The following is a 15,988-nucleotide window of genomic DNA, read 5'->3' on the forward strand; positions in this document are numbered from 1 at the left end:
GGGCCAGGATGGCTTTGAAAAGACAAAAAAGCGGTCTGTTTTGGGCTGCTTTTTTTATTTCTGGGCCATTCATTTCTTTTTCCGTATTTTTGCACCCGAAAATTCATTATTCATTACTAATTATCAATTAAAATGCTTTCGGTTCAAAGTTTAGGATTACACCATTCGGGAAATTATTTATTTCAAAATGTAAATTTCACCATTAAAAAGGATGATAAAGTGGGGCTCGTAGGAAAAAATGGAGCAGGAAAATCTACTTTATTGAAAATGCTGTCCGGAGAAATTAATTTCTACGAAGGAGAAGTGATTACAGAAGGAAGCGTTACCATTGGTTTCCTAAAGCAGGATCTTGATTTTGTAAAAGGAAGAACGGTTTGGGCTGAAACCATGCAGGCTTTTGAACAAATTAATGCATGGAAGAACGAACTTGAGGAGGTGAATCACCAAATGGCGACAAGAACCGATTACGAAAGTGATTCCTATACGGATTTGATTAATAAAATGACCGAACTGAATGACCTTTTGATGAACCATGATGCCTACAATCTGGAAGGTGATATGGAAAAAGTATTGTTTGGTTTAGGGTTTAAAGCTGATGATTTCCAAAAAATCACTGATGAGTTCTCAGGAGGATGGAGAATGAGAATCGAATTGGCAAAACTGCTTCTTCAAAAGAATGACATCATGCTTCTCGATGAACCTACCAACCACTTGGATATGGAATCTATCATCTGGCTGGAAAACTTCTTAAAAGATTATCCCGGAGCAATTGTGCTGGTAAGTCACGATAAGCAGTTTATGACCGCTGTTTGTAACCGTACTTTTGATATCAACAATAAGAAGGTTGACGACTATAAAGCCAATTATACCAAATATCTTGTGATGCGTGAAGACCGCCGTGAAAAACTGATTCAGGCTAAAAAGAATCAGGATGCGGAGATCAAGCAGATGGAAGATAATATTAATAAGTTCCGTGCAAGTGCTACTAAAGCATCTTTTGCCCAGTCGCTTATTAAAAAATTAGATAAAATAGAACGTATTGAAGTAGATAATGAAGATGTTTCAAAATTCAATATCCGTTTTGTACAGTCTATGGTTCCCGGGAAAGTAATTTTTGAAGCTGAAAACCTTGGAAAAGCTTATGGTCAGAAACAGATTTTTGACGATGTAGATTTTATTGTTCAAAGAGGAGATAGAATTGCTCTTTTAGGACAAAACGGACAAGGAAAAACAACCTTGGCCAAAATTTTAGCAGGAGATATTAAAGATTATTCAGGAACATGGAATCTTGGACATAACGTAAACATCGGATACTTTGCCCAAAATCAGGAAGAAGTTTTAACACCGAATAAAACGGTTCTTGAAGAAGCAGAAGATGCGGCAACAGAAGAAACCAGACCTAGAGTAAGAGATTTATTAGGATCTTTCCTATTCCAGGGAGATGCTGTTACCAAGAAAACAAAAGTACTTTCCGGAGGGGAAAGAAACCGTCTGGCACTTTGTAAACTATTACTTCGTCCTTTCAATACCTTGATCATGGACGAACCTACCAACCACTTGGATATTCAGTCTAAAGAGATTATTAAACTGGCATTACAGAACTTCGAAGGTACGTTAATCGTAATTTCTCACGACAGGGAATTCCTTCAGGGACTTTGTGATAAAATCTATGAATTCCGTGACGGGAAGATGAAAGAATTCCTTGGAGATATCAATGAATATCTTGAGTACAGACAAAAAGAAACCATCAGAGAAATTTCTGCAGAAAAAGCTAAACTTCACAATGAAGTAAAAGAAGAGCCAAAGAAAGTAGAAGAGAAACCTGTCGTTAGCCCCAGCCAGGCATCTAGTATTGTCAGCAAGGAACAAAAAAATATTCAAAATAAAATCAAGAAGGTAGAAGAAAAAATTTCTGAGCTTGAAACTAAAGTAGAAGAAATGGAAGCTTCTTTCGCTAAAGAAAACCCTTCCGATGAAACTTTAGAAAAATACAATAAAGCTAAAGAAGAGCTGGATAACGCTCTACAGGAATGGGAATATTTAGGAACCCAACTTGATTAATTGATCATACAAAGCTTCATAATTTACTTTATGAAGCTTTTTTGTAACAAAGTATGATTCTTTTCTACTTATCAAGAGTGAATCATAAAAGTAATTTAATAGAAGTTTTGGCTGAAAATTAAATTATTTTCATAATTTTGAAACATGATTAAAGAAAGCAGAAATTTAAAAGTATTTATCTCCAGGCTATTGTTTGGGGTATACTTCATCGCGCTGCTTTCTCAAAGCTTTCACCATCACGAATCTGTAGATTATTTTAAAGCATTTAACTTTAAAAAAGTCGAAAATTCTGTAACGAAAGCCATTACTAAAGAGAAAGCGGGTGACTGTCTGGCCTGCCACTTTTTGGTGACTGGACACACATTAGCTCCTGAAGAATTCAGCTTTAGCTTTGAGCATTATACGCACGAAGTAAAGCAAATTATCGCTATTCAGGAAAAAATCTGGTCTCAGACCAAATTTACCTTTCAGCTTCGCGGACCGCCCGCAATTTCCTAATCAATACATTCTTATTGGGTTTACACTCTATACTGTAGAATTTAATGTTCAGGGTTTGAAGTTTAATGTTTATAGTTGTTGAAAAACAGCTGTAGCTTGTAAAGGATAAGTACTCGGTGACTTACTTCCACAATCTTAACTTTTGACTTCTTATCAGTGATACATTTTACATGATACATTATATACTGTGTCATGAATCTAAACCCATTCAATAAATTTTAACGAAAAATGTACCCCTAATTAAAAGGGTACGCAATCAATCTATTTTACAATGAAATTGATCTATTGCCTGTTGCTGATCTTTTGTGGATCTGTATTTACGAGTGCACAGAAAACTTATACTGTACAAGGAACGGTTCATGATTTTCATGATAAAACCATGCTGGAAAATGCTGTGGTGAAAATTGGAAACCTTACAGCGAGAACAGATAAAAAAGGAGTATTTTCCTTTAGTAAAGTCCCTGCAGGGAAGTATACACTCATTGCAAAACATCCTGATTGCAATGATTATACTGAAAATATAGGAGTTGATCAGGATCTTCATCTAACCATTATTCTGGAACATCATTCCGGTGATATAGAAACCATTACATTGCACGGGAGCCATAAAAATAAAGGTTCTGTAGTAATGAAAACGCTGGATAAAGCCGAAATTGAAAGAAACTCCACGGAAAACCTTGGAAATATTCTTGCTAAAATTTCGGGAGTTTCAGCGTTGAAAACAGGGAATAATATTACCAAACCTGTGATTCATGGTCTTTATGGAAGCCGTATTTCTATTATGAATAATGGAGTGAAGCTTGCAGAACAGGAATGGGGCGCAGAACATGCACCCAATGTGGATGTCAATGACTTTGAACATATAGATGTCATCAAAGGAGCATCTGCTTTAAAATATGGAAATGATGGTGTAGCAGGAGTCGTACTGTTAGAGCCGGCAATCCCTCCAAAGAAAGATACGATCATGGGAAATGTGAAGCTTTCAGGAATTTCCAATGGTAGAGGAGGTGAAATTTCTGCTAATGTGCTTAAATCATGGGAAAATGAATGGTTTGTAAAAGCAGGAGGAAGTTATAAGAAGCTTGGAGATCTATACACTCCGCATCATACCCTTCAAAACACCGGAGCGGAGACTAATTCTTTCAATTTTTCATTCGGGAATCATGGTTTCATGCAGGGATTTGATGTTTCCTACAGTGGAACCAACCAGGATTTTGGAATTTACAGAGGAGCACATCTTGGAAATGGGTATGATATCTATAAAGCAATGACGCTAGGACAACCTTATTTTCTGGATGATTTTAGCTACAATATTGGTTATCCGAAGCAGACTGTGGAACATCATATTGCAAAGATTTCCGCTTATAAACGTTTTGCTGATTTTGGTAAAATTACTTTTCAATATAGCTTTCAATTGAACAGACGTAAGGAATATGATATCAGAAAAGGAGATTTGAAAGATACTCCTTCTATGGATCTAAGGCTGATTACCCATTCGGCAAGCCTTACCCATCTTATTGAGCGTTCAAAATGGAGCCTTGAAAGCGGAATTTCAGCAGGATTCCAGGATAATTATCCTAACCCGGCGACCGAAGTCAGACGTCTGATTCCTGATTATTACCGTTATGATGCAGGAGCATTTTCTGTTTTTAAATACCGTTTTACTCCAAAACTGAATGCAGAAGCAGGAGTAAGATATGATTTCAGCAGATATGATTCCTATAAATATTATGATACTAAAGAATGGGATGATAAGTATGCGAACGTTTTTCCGCAATTTTATGTGAAAGAGAGCGGAAGCAGAACACTGTCTCGCCCAATTATTGACAATCATAACTTCTCAGCAAATGTAGGGTTGAATTATAATCCTTCTAAAAATTTTGATATCAAGTTTAATTTCTCAAGAATGAGCAGAACACCGAATCCTGCAGAATTATTTGCAGATGGGCTTCACCATTCTGCTGCCATTATTGAAAAAGGAGATTTAAGAATCAAAAAAGAGGAGATTTATAATGCCAATCTTTCATTAACAGGGCGTTTCAATGTCTTAAAAGGATTGCAGATAGAAGCTAATCCTTATATTATTTTCTCTGACAGTTTTATCAATCAAATGCCGGTGGAAATTCAAAATACGAGCAGAGGGACCTTTGCAGTTTGGGCATATCAGCAGGTAAAAGCCAGAATGTATGGTATAGATGCTGATGCACAGCTTAGTATTTTGGATAATTTGAAATGGACGACCAATTTCAGTGCCTTGAGAGGGGATGATCTTACCAATAACGAACCTCTTATTCTTATGATGCCTATGAATCTTAGAAATTCATTGGAATTAACACTGAACAAACCAACCAATTTCTATATCAGACTGGAAAACGAAAATGTATTCAAACAAAATCGTTTCCCTATCAGAGATCAATCGGTACAGTTTATTGAGGATGGAGAAATGGTAACTAAAATAATAGATTACAGTACTCCTCCTGCCGGATTTTCGATATTTCACGCATCTATTGGTGCAGATCTATTCAAAAACATGAATCTGAATTTCAGAATCAACAACATTTTTAACAAAGAGTACAAGGAATATCTTAACCGATTGAGATATTATATGCCGGAACCGGGAAGAAACTTTGTGGTTACTCTTAAATACAATTTTTAACTCTTATTATTTAAAATTTAAATTACAATGAAAAAAATATTCAACATATCACTATTATTATTCGCTGCTGTTTTATTGTTTTCCTGCCGTGACGGGAATGATATTCCTGAAGATATTCATGAGCATGAAGAAGTAGGGCAGGTAATTGTAACGGCTACTAATAAAGCTGATGGAACCAAACAGACTGTAACCGTTACTAACGGCCAGACAAAAGATCACTTACACCTTACTCAGGGCGCAACATATGCTATAGATGTTAATTTCCAGATTAAACACGGAGATCATTATCATGATGCAGAGGAAATTATAGAAGAAAAAGATATGCACTTTGTTACTTATAAATTCTCAGGAGCAGATATCAAAGTAAAAAGAACGGCTGATGATGTAGTAAGAACGGATGGTAAGAAATTGGGGCTTAAAACTGAATGGACTGTAACTACTGCTGCATCAGGTAAAGCAAATATTACCCTTGTACATGGAGCAACATCCGTGAATGACAATTCACCCTCAGCAGATAACCAGCAGGGAAGCACTGTAGGAGGGGAAAGCGATGTGGATATCTTCATCGATTTTCATTAATTAAGAAGTAAGCTCTTCATCGCAAAGAGCCTATATATCGTTATATTAATTTTGGGGAACCACTGATTTTTTCAGTGGTTTTTTTATTTAACAATATTTGGCTGTATTAGTTGATTTTAAATGGGTGATTTTCATAAAAAATTCATATTTTTGCAACCTAAAATTTTAATCAATAATGAAGGTTACCGCACAAAACCATGATGATGTAAGTGCATTACTTACTGTAACATTGGAGAAATCTGACTACAAAGAAAAAGTAGAAAAGCAATTGATTAATTATGCTAAAAATGCGCAAGTTCCTGGATTCAGAAAAGGGAAAGTGCCTTTGAGTATGGTTAAAAAACAATATGAAGCAGGAATTGCATTTGAAGAAATCAACAGACAGGTTTCTGATGCATTGAACAGCTATGTTAACGAAAACAAGTTAAGATTAGTTGGTCAGCCTATTCCTCAGCCAGTAAACGAATTAGATTACAATGCTGATCAGGTAACAGTTGCTTTCGAAGTAGGATATGAGCCTGCATTCACTATAGATTTAGCTAAGTACGAAGCGCCTCACTACAAAGTAGAAGCTTCTGAAAAAGAAATCAGCAAGAGTATTGAAAACATGCAGAAGCGTTTCGCTGAGCAGGTTCCTCAAGATAAAATCACTAAAGATTCTTACATCGCTTTAGAAGTTTCTCAAGTTGTAGAAGAAGATGCTGAAGGAGAGCACCACCACCATCCAAAGAACGTTACCATTACAGCTGAAAACAAAGAAGCTTTCAAATTAGTAAAAGCTTTGAAAATGGATGGATCTGTAAAAGTAACTAAAGAAACTCTTGCAGGTGATGAAGAATTAGCTAAAGAATTAGGATTCAGCAAAGAAGAAGTAGAGCACCTACACCACAATGAAGTGGAAGTTAAAGTAAAAGACTTCTATTCATTAGACTTAGCTGAACTTAACCAGGAGTTATTCGACAAAGTATACGGAGAAGGAAACATCAAGTCTGAAGACGAGCTTAAAGAAAAAGTTAAGACAGAATTAGATGAGTATTTCCAGCAAAATGCTGACGTTCACTTCGTGAATAAAGTATTGGAGCAGGTTACTGAAAAAGAAGAAGTAGCACTTCCTGAAACTTTCTTAGTAAAATGGTTAATGTTTTCTAACCAGAACATCCAGTCTGAAGAACAGGCTAAAGAAATCCTTGAAAACGAGAAAAACCAATTGAGATACCAGATCATCGAAGGTAAATTGATGACTGATAACGAAATCAACCTTGACTATGCTGATGTATTGGCACAAGCTGAGCAATTAGTGAAAAACCAATTGGCTATCTACGGAATCCACCACTTAGGTGATGAGGAGATCCAAAAATATGCTGTTGAAATGTTAAAAGATCAGGAGCAAGTAAGACAAATTTCTTCTGAAGTAGCTATGGCTAAATTAAAAGATGTAATTCTTGAAAAAGCTAGCAAAAAAGAAACTAAAATTTCTCACGACGAATTTTTAGAAGAACTTAAAAAATAATTATACTCAGATATAAATATTTCAAAACCGTCAATTCTTTGGCGGTTTTTTTATTTGAAAATTATAAGACTCCCTCAGCCTCGGGATCATTCCCATGATTGCTCACTTATTATTCATTATTCATTATTAATTACTCATTACACATTACTCATATTTAGCATGTCCGCCAATATTCCTATATTTACCCTTTAAACTTATTACATATATGAAAAAGATCATCATTCCATTTTTCTGTGCCGTACTTTTCTCTGTTCCGGCAGCAGCTCAGAAGAAAGATGCCGCTTCTGTAAAAACGGAGGCCGCTACATCAACTATAACCGCTAAAGAGGTGTTGGATAACTACTTTAAAGCATTGGGAGGAAAAGATAAGCTAGAAGGAGTAAAAACTCTTTATATGGAAAACAGCATGACAGCCCAAGGTATGGAAATTACTATGACTACCAAAAAAATGGGAAACAAGTTCAAGTCTGTACAATCGCTTATGGGGCAGCAGATGGTTCAGTTTTTCGATGGTGAAAAAGGATATTTTGATCAGATGGGAACCAAAACGGCTATTCCTGCAGACAAAATTACTGAACTTAAAAAAGCAAAACCAGTGGATGCTTTAGCATTTGACGGAGCTACTTTTCAAAATGTTACCGTAGAAAAACTGGATGGTAAAGATTATAATGTATTGGCTTCAGATAAAGGAAAGTTTTATTTCGATACTGCTACAGGACTTTTATATAAAACGATGGCAGGAGAGGGCAATGTGGTGATTAAAAGTTATATGACGGTAGATGGAATACAATTCCCTAAAGAAGTTGAAGCAGAAGGTGCAGGCCAGAAAGTAGAAATCAAAACTACTAAGATTACGGTCAATTCAGGAGTTACGGATGCTGATTTTAAATAGTTAAAAGAGTAGGGAAGCCTGAGGCTGGAAGTTGGAAGTTATTGAAGACAATCATTAATTTTAGTAGTATTTAATTCTTCTAAGATTATTTATTTGATAGCCATCAATGCCCAATGGTTTAATAAGAACCTCCATCATCCATCTTCTAACTTCCATTTTACATTACATAAAAAAGCCGGAAATTAATATTCCGGCTTTTTCTTTTTATTCAGGTTATCTATGAACCATATTCTTTCTTCCATTCGTCAGCAGCTCCGCTTAGAACATTGTAAAATTCTTCGCCATACTTTCTGATCAATGGTGTTTTCAGGAATTTATAAACAGGAACCTGAAGCTCTTTTCCAAGCGTACAGGCATCGCTGCATACATTCCATTCATGATAATTTAAAGCCGTAAATGAAGAGTATTCTGTAACACGGATAGGATAAAGGTGGCAGGAAATAGGTTTTTGCCAGTCTACCGCTCCATCTTCATATGCTTTTTCAATACCACATTTCGTAATTCCTTTATCGTCAAAAGTTACGTAGGCACATTCACGGTTTTCCACCATGGGAGTAACATACATTCCGTCGTGTGGATCGGTAGTCCATGTACCTTGTTCTTCAAGGGCCTTGATGCCCTCCTGAGTAAGGTAAGGTTTGATTTTGTCAAAAATACCGTCCAGTATTTCAAGCTCATTTTTGTCAAGTGGAGCTCCAACATCACCTTCCACACAACATGCCCCCTTACATTTGGTAAGGTTGCACACAAATTCTTCGGAAAAGATTTCCTCAGAAATCAATTTATCGTCTATCTGAATCATAATTTTTTAAAATAAATCAAAATATGTACCTGCTTTAAAGGTAAGTAAACTTAAAATAATAAGCCATAAACCAGCCTCCCGCATCCAATATTTGGGTAAGAATCTCATCATCCTGCTTAAGATAATACTTGAAGGAAATGCCAGAAGCAATAAATATTCATAGCTTTTATTCATGTATAGAATGATGGTAACAAGCTGAGCTAAGGAAAAGACCAGCAGAAATGTGTATTTGTATCTGCTGATTGGGCTTTTCTTATTATAATTTTGAAAATGGTCATATACAGCATAAATAAGCATTAATGCCACAGGGATTAAAGGAAATAATTCCGTATAATCTGTCACAGGTTTCATCTTTCCAAACGGAAAGTAATCAATATTCCATGAAGTAAACTGAACGAAATACATAACAGAAAAATAACTAAATGCAATCAGAATGATTCCCAAAAGGAATCTGAAAAGATTTAGTCCAACTTTGGCAGAAGTAGCAATGACGTGAATGATTACAAAAACAGCCATGGGCCAGGTAGTAGGAAGGAAAATAAAATTCAATGCTACGATGGCACCTACCAATACATATGATTTTTTCCTTATATCCTCATCAGCACTCGTTAAGAGTAGGATCAGAAAGGAATTAGTAAGCAATGAAACGGCAATTCCTATATCTAGATTACCAGGATACAATCCAAAAATAAAGAATGTATATAAAAATAGCGGCAAATGGGTCTGATAATTAAGGGCAACACTGTGAAAGCAAAAATATCCCAAAGCAATTCCCAGAAAAGTAATACCGGCAATAATTGCTTCATAAGTGCTGAAATTCAGTATGTTAAATATTACGACTACTAAAAGAAGACAACCAATATAAACAGGAATTGAAAAAATATTGCTTTCTTTTGAAAGTAATTTAAACATTTTTTATAAATTTGTACAAAGTTAATTTAAAAAAGGAAAATAATGACGTCTTTCTTTCTATTCTTAAGCAAAGTTTTCAAATCGAGTTTCACATTCTTTGATACTTTCGGAAATGTTTTAAACTGGATTCTATTTATAGTTTGCTGTGTATTATTTACTTACTGGTGCTACGTACTGGTTGTAACACTAGGCGGTGACAAAGATAAAGACTATTATTCTCCAACGGAAGGTAAGCACCCTTACTACGATCCGAATATCTACAAAAAAGAAGGTTAATTAATTGGTTATATAGTAAAAAACCGATCAAATAATTTATTTGATCGGTTTTTTTATTACTAACGATTAAAATTTTCTTTTACTTAGTCGTGGATAGGAAGGACTAAAACAGGAATATTTGAACTTTTTGTAAGCCCTTTGGTAAGACTTCCTACAAATACATCATAAATTCCACTTCTTCCATGTGATCCCATCACAATATAATCCGCGTTTTTAGCTTTAGCATGTTCCAAAATGATATCCTTTGCTAGCCCTTGTTTTAAAAGGTGCTCACAATCAACATCATGGGCAATAATCCTTTGTTCAATTTTATTAAGCTGAACCAATTCTTCCCGAATTTCATTCGCTTCCACTTCCGGAAAATATTGGAACCCCATATCACCAATGGCAAAGCCGATATCTGATGGAGCAACATGGATCAGGTAAATTCTACCATTAAGTTGTTTTGCAAATTTTATGGCACCTTCTACCAGTTGGTCTGTTTTGTCCCCAAAATCTACGGGTAATACAATATTTATCATAACCTTTCATTTTGTTACCTAAAGATATGAAAAATTTACCAGACTTTTATGTTAAATACTTATAATATTCGGATGTCAAGAATTTTTTCGTCTTCCAGGTAAGCTTCCAGAATATCATTTTCATCTACTTTTCCTACTCCTTTGGGAGTACCTGTATAGATAAGATCCCCTACTCTTAAAGTGAAATATTGAGATGCAAAAGCAATAATATCGTCAATATTGAAGAGCATATCCTTTGTATTACCATCCTGAACTTTTTCTTTGTTTTTAAGAAGTGAGAAAGACAGGTTATTAAGAGTAAAGTTCTCCTTTTTAAAGAAATTTCCAACCACTGCAGAGCCATCAAAACCCTTGGCAAGCTCCCATGGAAGTCCTTTTGACTTCAATTCACTCTGAAGATCTCGGGCCGTGAAATCAATCCCTAAACTCAATTCTTCGTAATGTTTGTGAGCCGTTTCTTTCTGAATGTATTTTCCCCCTTTTGATATTTTGACCACCACCTCAAGCTCATAGTGGATATCATTGGAGAATTCAGGGATATAAAAATCATTTCCCTTTAAAACCGCCGTATCAGGTTTTATAAAAATAACAGGGTTCTCCGGAACTTCGTTTCCTAATTCTTTAGCATGTTCGCTGTAGTTTCTTCCTATGCAGATGATCTTCATAATTCTTTATTTATTTTAGGATTGCATCATTGTAAGGAACGAAGCAATCTCCCTTATTGTTGATATTTTAATTTTAGCTATGCATGGGTAAATTCATTCCCACAATAGTAGCATACGAACTTATGGCTCGTTAAAAAGGAAATGCCAAAGAAGCTGGTAGCTCTGTCATCTCTGTAGATGTGATTAGAATCACATTTTGGACAAACAAAATCAAATTCAGGATCTTCAATCGTGTGTTCTACTTCTAATGAATATTGTTCATTGTCTTTATACTCTTTCAGGACATGACTTGCTTTTTCCAGATCTTCTTCAAAAACCTGAAGCTGGATACCGCCTACAGCCTGAGAAAGCAGCCAATCCGACTGGATGAGCTGTTCATTGGCAATGAAACTATTGATTCCGTTTTCAGTCAGAATTTGTTTGTCCCTGTTAGCTTCAAGGGCTGTTTCATAAAATTTAAAACGAACCAGATCAGACATAGTTAAAATCTACTTGAAAGTTGAATTTTGGTGAATACTTTCTTGGTGTACAACGGAAAATCAGCATTCTGAAGCCATCCGAAATATCCAAGATCCTTCTGGAAAATAGCTTTTACTCCTTGGCCTTTATATTTTCCAAAGTTGAAGATCTCTTCCTGCTTATCATTATACCCGATAAATCCGGCAAGATCAGCATTTTTATTATGGAATGTGAACTCGCTTAATGGAGCAATCTCATTTGGAATATCGTCATATTTTCCTACCTGTGCATCCAGAACTTCAAAAGTTGCCAATACATCAGCCTCTGCAGAGTGTGCATTTTCTAATGTTTTACCACAATAAAACTGATAGGCAGCCCCAAGGTTTCTAGGTTCCTTCTTGTGGAAAATAGTTTGAGCATCTACCAATCTGAATTTACTAAGATCAAAATCCATTCCTACTCTTAATAATTCTTCTGCCAAAAGAGGAACATCAAATCTGTTAGAATTAAAACCTCCCAGGTCAGTTCCGGTAATCATTTCCATGATTTTGGAAGCGATTTCCCTGAAGGTAGGTGCATCTTTTACATCCTCATCGTAGATCCCGTGAATTTCACTGCTTTCTTTTGGAATTGGCATTTCAGGGTTCACTTTCCAGGTTTTGCTTTCTCTGGAGGCATCCGGATTTACTTTTAAGATACAGATTTCCACAATTCTGTCTTTTCCGATATTAGTTCCCGTAGTTTCCAGGTCAAAAATACAAAGTGGTTTATGCAGTTTTAAGTTCATGTTGTTTATTAATAATTTAATTTAAAAATAAAAGATTTTCTTACTTCTATTTTATTTTAATTGTCTTTGAAAAATAAGGGATACTAACATGTAGTAGATGACAAGTAAAGGAATTCCTATAATCTTAAAAATGGCAAGAATTGCAATTCCACCTACCAGGAGTACTACCTTTGGATAGTTGTCTTTTAATGCTTTGGACTTAAATTTCATGGCCATCATCTTGATTGGGCTTACTAAAAGCCATGAAGTGAGAAACGCCAGAATAATCAGCAGTAATTCGTTTTGAAATAGGAAGCTGAACGTTCCGGTTTCCTTAAATGCATAATATAATCCAAATAAAAGAACCGTATTAGTTGGTGTATTTAATCCTTTGAAATAATACCTCTGCTCTTCATCAAGATTAAAAATAGCAAGTCTTAAACAGGAGAAAATCGTTACTACTAGACCGATATATTTAACCTCAAATGGCAAATGAAGTCCAAGAAGCTCAGTTCCGAATGGCTCAAGTGCTTTATACATGGTCAGTCCCGGAATAACTCCAAAACTTACCATATCTGCAAGTGAGTCAAGCTGAAGTCCCAGGTTCGAGTTTGAGTGTAAGGCTCTGGCCACAAATCCATCAAAAAAATCAAAAATAGCGGAGAGAATCAGGCATATTGCTGTTGTTTGATAGTCTCCTAAAATAAGATGTATTACACCTACGCAGCCTGCAAATAGATTAGCCAGGGTCAAGGCATTGGCTAGATTATTCTTTATAAAATCCATAAGTACAAAATTACAGTTTTTAAAAATTCTAGCTCAAAATAATATGCACTAAAAAACGCCATAAAGTGATTTTGATGTAAATTTGCCCCATGAAATTTTTAAAAGGATTTAGAAAACAGGAAGTTCTGGCATTGCTTTACAGGATTTTTTTAGCCTATGCTTTTTATCAGATTGCAAGACTTTTATTTTGGTATTTTAATAAAGACCTGATTAAGGTAGACTCTGTTTCAGAGTATCTTAAGCTTGCTTATCATGGGATAGCCTTCGATACCACTGCGATATTGTATGTGAATGCATTATTCATATTATTAAGTCTTTTACCCTTGGTTATCAATACAAAAAAAGGGTTTCAGAAAGTTCTTTTCTGGGTTTACTTTTTGACTAATGGTTTGGCATATGGGATGAATTTCGGAGATTTTATTTACTATAAATTCTCTCAGGCAAGGCTTACTTCAGCTGTATTTCAGGTAGCAGAACACGAATCCAATATTTCCCAGACCCTTATGATTTCCGTTGGAGAGCATCCTTTTGTGTTGATTTGGTTTATTGTTTTAATGGGATTGTGGGTTTTTCTTTATAAAAAAGTAAAGGTTGAAGAGACGAAACCTGCTCAATTACTTCCTTATTTTTTATCTTCCATTGTTACCTTGTGTATTACAGCTGTTTTGGTGGTAGGAGGAATCAGAGGTGATTTCAAACATAGTACAAGGCCTATCAATATGGTGGATGCTACCCGTTTTGTAACCAATCCATTGCAGGGGAATTTGGTTCTCAACAGTACATTCTCTTTCTTCAGAACTTTGAATACCAATAATTTCAGAGAAGTTCATTTTGTAGATCAGAAATATATTGAGGAAAATGTTCAGCCGATTAAGCAATATGACAGAAAAGTAGAAGACCGTCCCAATATTATTATTTTTATTGTAGAGTCGTTTGGGAGAGAGTATTCGGGTGCTTTTAATAAAGATAAAAACATCAAAGATTACGTTTCCTATACTCCGTTTATGGATAGCCTGGCGTCTCAGAGTCTTATTTTTCCAAATACTTTTGCCAATGGAAGACAGTCTATTCACGGAATGAGCAGTGTTTTGGCTGGAATCCCAAGTCTTGCAGATGCCTTTACAGGTTCTCCATACTCCAACCAGAAAATACAGTCTATCGTTTCTGTTTGTAATGAATTGGGATATGATACTTCTTTTTATCACGGAGCACCTAATGGTTCTATGGGGTTTCTTGGATTTGGAAATATTTTAGGGTTTAAGCATTATTTCGGGAAGACAGAATATAATCACGATGAAGATTTTGATGGAATGTGGGCGATCTGGGATGAACCGTTCCTTCAGTATTTTGCTAAAAATGTAGGCAAAAAACAGCCTTTTATGAGTACTGTTTTTACAGCATCCTCTCACCACCCATTCAAGATTCCTGAAAAGTATCAGGGGAAATTCAAAAAAGGAAAAATAGAAATGCATGAGCCGATACAGTATACGGATTATGCCATTAAGAAATATTTTGAAACGGCTAAGAAACAACCCTGGTTTCACAATACGATTTTCGTCTTCACAGGAGATCATACCAATCAGGTCTATTATCCGGAATATGAAAAAGCAATGAATCGTTTTGCTGTTCCATTGGTTTTATATTCTCCTAATCCAGAATACCAACTTAAAGGAGAAAACCCGGAGATCGCTCAGCAAATAGATATTTATCCTACACTAGCAGACCTGATTGGTTATAACAAACCTATCAGAAGCTGGGGGAGAAGTTTGGTAAGTGATAAGAAATATCCTGGGATTATGGTAAATTCTGACGGAAGCAATGAGCAGTTTATCATCGGAAATTATATTTATCGTTTTGATGGCAAGGATATTGTGGGAGTATATGATAAATCTGACCTTGCCCTTGAAAAGAATCTGATTGGTCAGCTAAAAACCCCTGAAGTAGAACAAGGAAAACAAATAGCAAAAGCTTGGTATCAGGATTATATGGATAGGGTGATTAATAGAAAGCTTAATTAAGTGAATCCATTTATGAGGTCTTTTATGCTTTGTATAATAAAAATTTTTGTTCGTTAAGAATTAATTTATATTTTTATCAATACATAGAAAAGTATATTGTATTAAAATTAAAACTATAGAAATATGAAAAAAATAATGTTCACATTTGCACTTTCTTTATTGGGTGTGATGACATTTGCACAGATAGAAGGAAAGTGGAAGACAATAGATGATGAAACCAAGCAGGCTAAATCTATTGTTGAAATCTTTAAGAAGTCAGACGGAAAGTATTATGGAAAGGTTTCTCAGTTATTGATAAAACCGGCAGATCCTAACTGTACAGCTTGTAAAGATGATCGAAAAGGTAAACCAATCTTAGGATTAGAAATCATTAGAGGATTGAAAAAAGAAGGTGATGAATTTACCGGAGGTAGTATTACTGACCCTAAAACAGGTAAGACTTATAAATGTACCATTACAAAAAGCGGAGATAAGCTTAATGTAAGAGGATATTTGGGATTATCATTATTAGGAAGAACCCAGGTTTGGGAGAAAGCTAATTAATATAAGTTTAAATAGAATTTTAAAATGGCATTTCAGAAATGAGA

General features: G+C 35.3%; 16 protein-coding genes. 9 read left to right on the plus strand and 7 right to left on the minus strand.

Annotated elements, in window-relative coordinates; translation table 11 throughout:
• Positions 1–132: 132 nt before the first annotated feature.
• From AC3HD6_RS00260 to AC3HD6_RS00285, 6 genes are all read left to right on the plus strand, one after another.
• Positions 133–2,061, plus strand: a complete 1,929-nt coding sequence (locus AC3HD6_RS00260; protein ID WP_488894542.1) for an ABC-F family ATP-binding cassette domain-containing protein — start codon at positions 133–135, stop codon at positions 2,059–2,061.
• A 144-nt stretch (positions 2,062–2,205) separates the two neighbouring features.
• Positions 2,206–2,559, plus strand: coding sequence for a hypothetical protein (locus AC3HD6_RS00265; protein ID WP_488894543.1), 354 nt, complete (start codon positions 2,206–2,208; stop codon positions 2,557–2,559).
• A gap of 271 nt (positions 2,560–2,830) precedes the next feature.
• Positions 2,831–5,215 (plus strand): TonB-dependent receptor, encoded by a 2,385-nt coding sequence (locus AC3HD6_RS00270; RefSeq protein ID WP_488894544.1) that lies wholly within the window; start codon positions 2,831–2,833, stop codon positions 5,213–5,215.
• A 27-nt stretch (positions 5,216–5,242) separates the two neighbouring features.
• Positions 5,243–5,794 (plus strand): hypothetical protein, encoded by a 552-nt coding sequence (locus AC3HD6_RS00275; protein WP_488894545.1) that lies wholly within the window; start codon positions 5,243–5,245, stop codon positions 5,792–5,794.
• Positions 5,795–5,969: 175 nt separating this feature from the next.
• Positions 5,970–7,304, plus strand: a complete 1,335-nt coding sequence (locus AC3HD6_RS00280; RefSeq protein ID WP_488894546.1) for a trigger factor — start codon at positions 5,970–5,972, stop codon at positions 7,302–7,304.
• 205 nt (positions 7,305–7,509) lie between these two features.
• The gene (locus AC3HD6_RS00285; RefSeq protein ID WP_488894547.1) at positions 7,510–8,196 is read left to right on the plus strand and encodes a hypothetical protein; all 687 of its coding nucleotides are present in this window, start codon (positions 7,510–7,512) and stop codon (positions 8,194–8,196) included.
• A 217-nt stretch (positions 8,197–8,413) separates the two neighbouring features.
• Here the strand turns inward: AC3HD6_RS00285 and AC3HD6_RS00290 are convergent, their stop codons facing one another.
• Together AC3HD6_RS00290 and AC3HD6_RS00295 are read right to left on the minus strand one after the other, a co-directional pair.
• Positions 8,414–8,998 (minus strand): DUF3109 family protein, encoded by a 585-nt coding sequence (locus AC3HD6_RS00290; protein WP_209918089.1) that lies wholly within the window; start codon positions 8,996–8,998, stop codon positions 8,414–8,416.
• 6 nt (positions 8,999–9,004) lie between these two features.
• Positions 9,005–9,910, minus strand: a complete 906-nt coding sequence (locus AC3HD6_RS00295; protein ID WP_488894548.1) for a DUF6427 family protein — start codon at positions 9,908–9,910, stop codon at positions 9,005–9,007.
• A 42-nt stretch (positions 9,911–9,952) separates the two neighbouring features.
• Between AC3HD6_RS00295 and AC3HD6_RS00300 the strand changes: the two genes are divergently transcribed.
• Positions 9,953–10,186, plus strand: a complete 234-nt coding sequence (locus AC3HD6_RS00300) for a DUF6341 family protein (protein WP_488894549.1) — start codon at positions 9,953–9,955, stop codon at positions 10,184–10,186.
• A gap of 83 nt (positions 10,187–10,269) precedes the next feature.
• On the opposite strand, the gene AC3HD6_RS00305 is transcribed toward AC3HD6_RS00300, so the two are convergent.
• From AC3HD6_RS00305 to AC3HD6_RS00325, 5 genes are all read right to left on the minus strand, one after another.
• Positions 10,270–10,707 carry a universal stress protein gene (locus AC3HD6_RS00305; RefSeq protein WP_488894550.1) on the minus strand — a complete coding sequence of 146 codons (438 nt, stop codon included), beginning with the start codon at positions 10,705–10,707 and terminating at the stop codon, positions 10,270–10,272.
• 59 nt (positions 10,708–10,766) lie between these two features.
• Positions 10,767–11,372, minus strand: coding sequence for a fumarylacetoacetate hydrolase family protein (locus AC3HD6_RS00310; protein ID WP_488894551.1), 606 nt, complete (start codon positions 11,370–11,372; stop codon positions 10,767–10,769).
• A 77-nt stretch (positions 11,373–11,449) separates the two neighbouring features.
• The gene (locus tag AC3HD6_RS00315) at positions 11,450–11,851 is read right to left on the minus strand and encodes a putative signal transducing protein (protein ID WP_488894552.1); all 402 of its coding nucleotides are present in this window, start codon (positions 11,849–11,851) and stop codon (positions 11,450–11,452) included.
• A gap of 2 nt (positions 11,852–11,853) precedes the next feature.
• Positions 11,854–12,618 (minus strand): exonuclease domain-containing protein, encoded by a 765-nt coding sequence (locus AC3HD6_RS00320; RefSeq protein WP_488894553.1) that lies wholly within the window; start codon positions 12,616–12,618, stop codon positions 11,854–11,856.
• 51 nt (positions 12,619–12,669) lie between these two features.
• A complete protein-coding gene (locus AC3HD6_RS00325) occupies positions 12,670–13,383 on the minus strand; it encodes a CDP-alcohol phosphatidyltransferase family protein (RefSeq protein WP_488894554.1) in 714 nt (237 codons plus the stop codon).
• 89 nt (positions 13,384–13,472) lie between these two features.
• Here AC3HD6_RS00325 and AC3HD6_RS00330 point away from each other — a divergent pair, with 89 nt between their 5' ends.
• A complete protein-coding gene (locus AC3HD6_RS00330; protein WP_488894555.1) occupies positions 13,473–15,401 on the plus strand; it encodes an LTA synthase family protein in 1,929 nt (642 codons plus the stop codon).
• Between the two features lie 123 nt (positions 15,402–15,524).
• Complete coding sequence (locus AC3HD6_RS00335) at positions 15,525–15,944, plus strand: DUF2147 domain-containing protein (RefSeq protein ID WP_488894556.1); 420 nt, start codon at positions 15,525–15,527, stop codon at positions 15,942–15,944.
• Positions 15,945–15,988 lie beyond the last annotated feature (44 nt).

Source organism: Chryseobacterium sp. II3a, assembly GCF_057815135.1.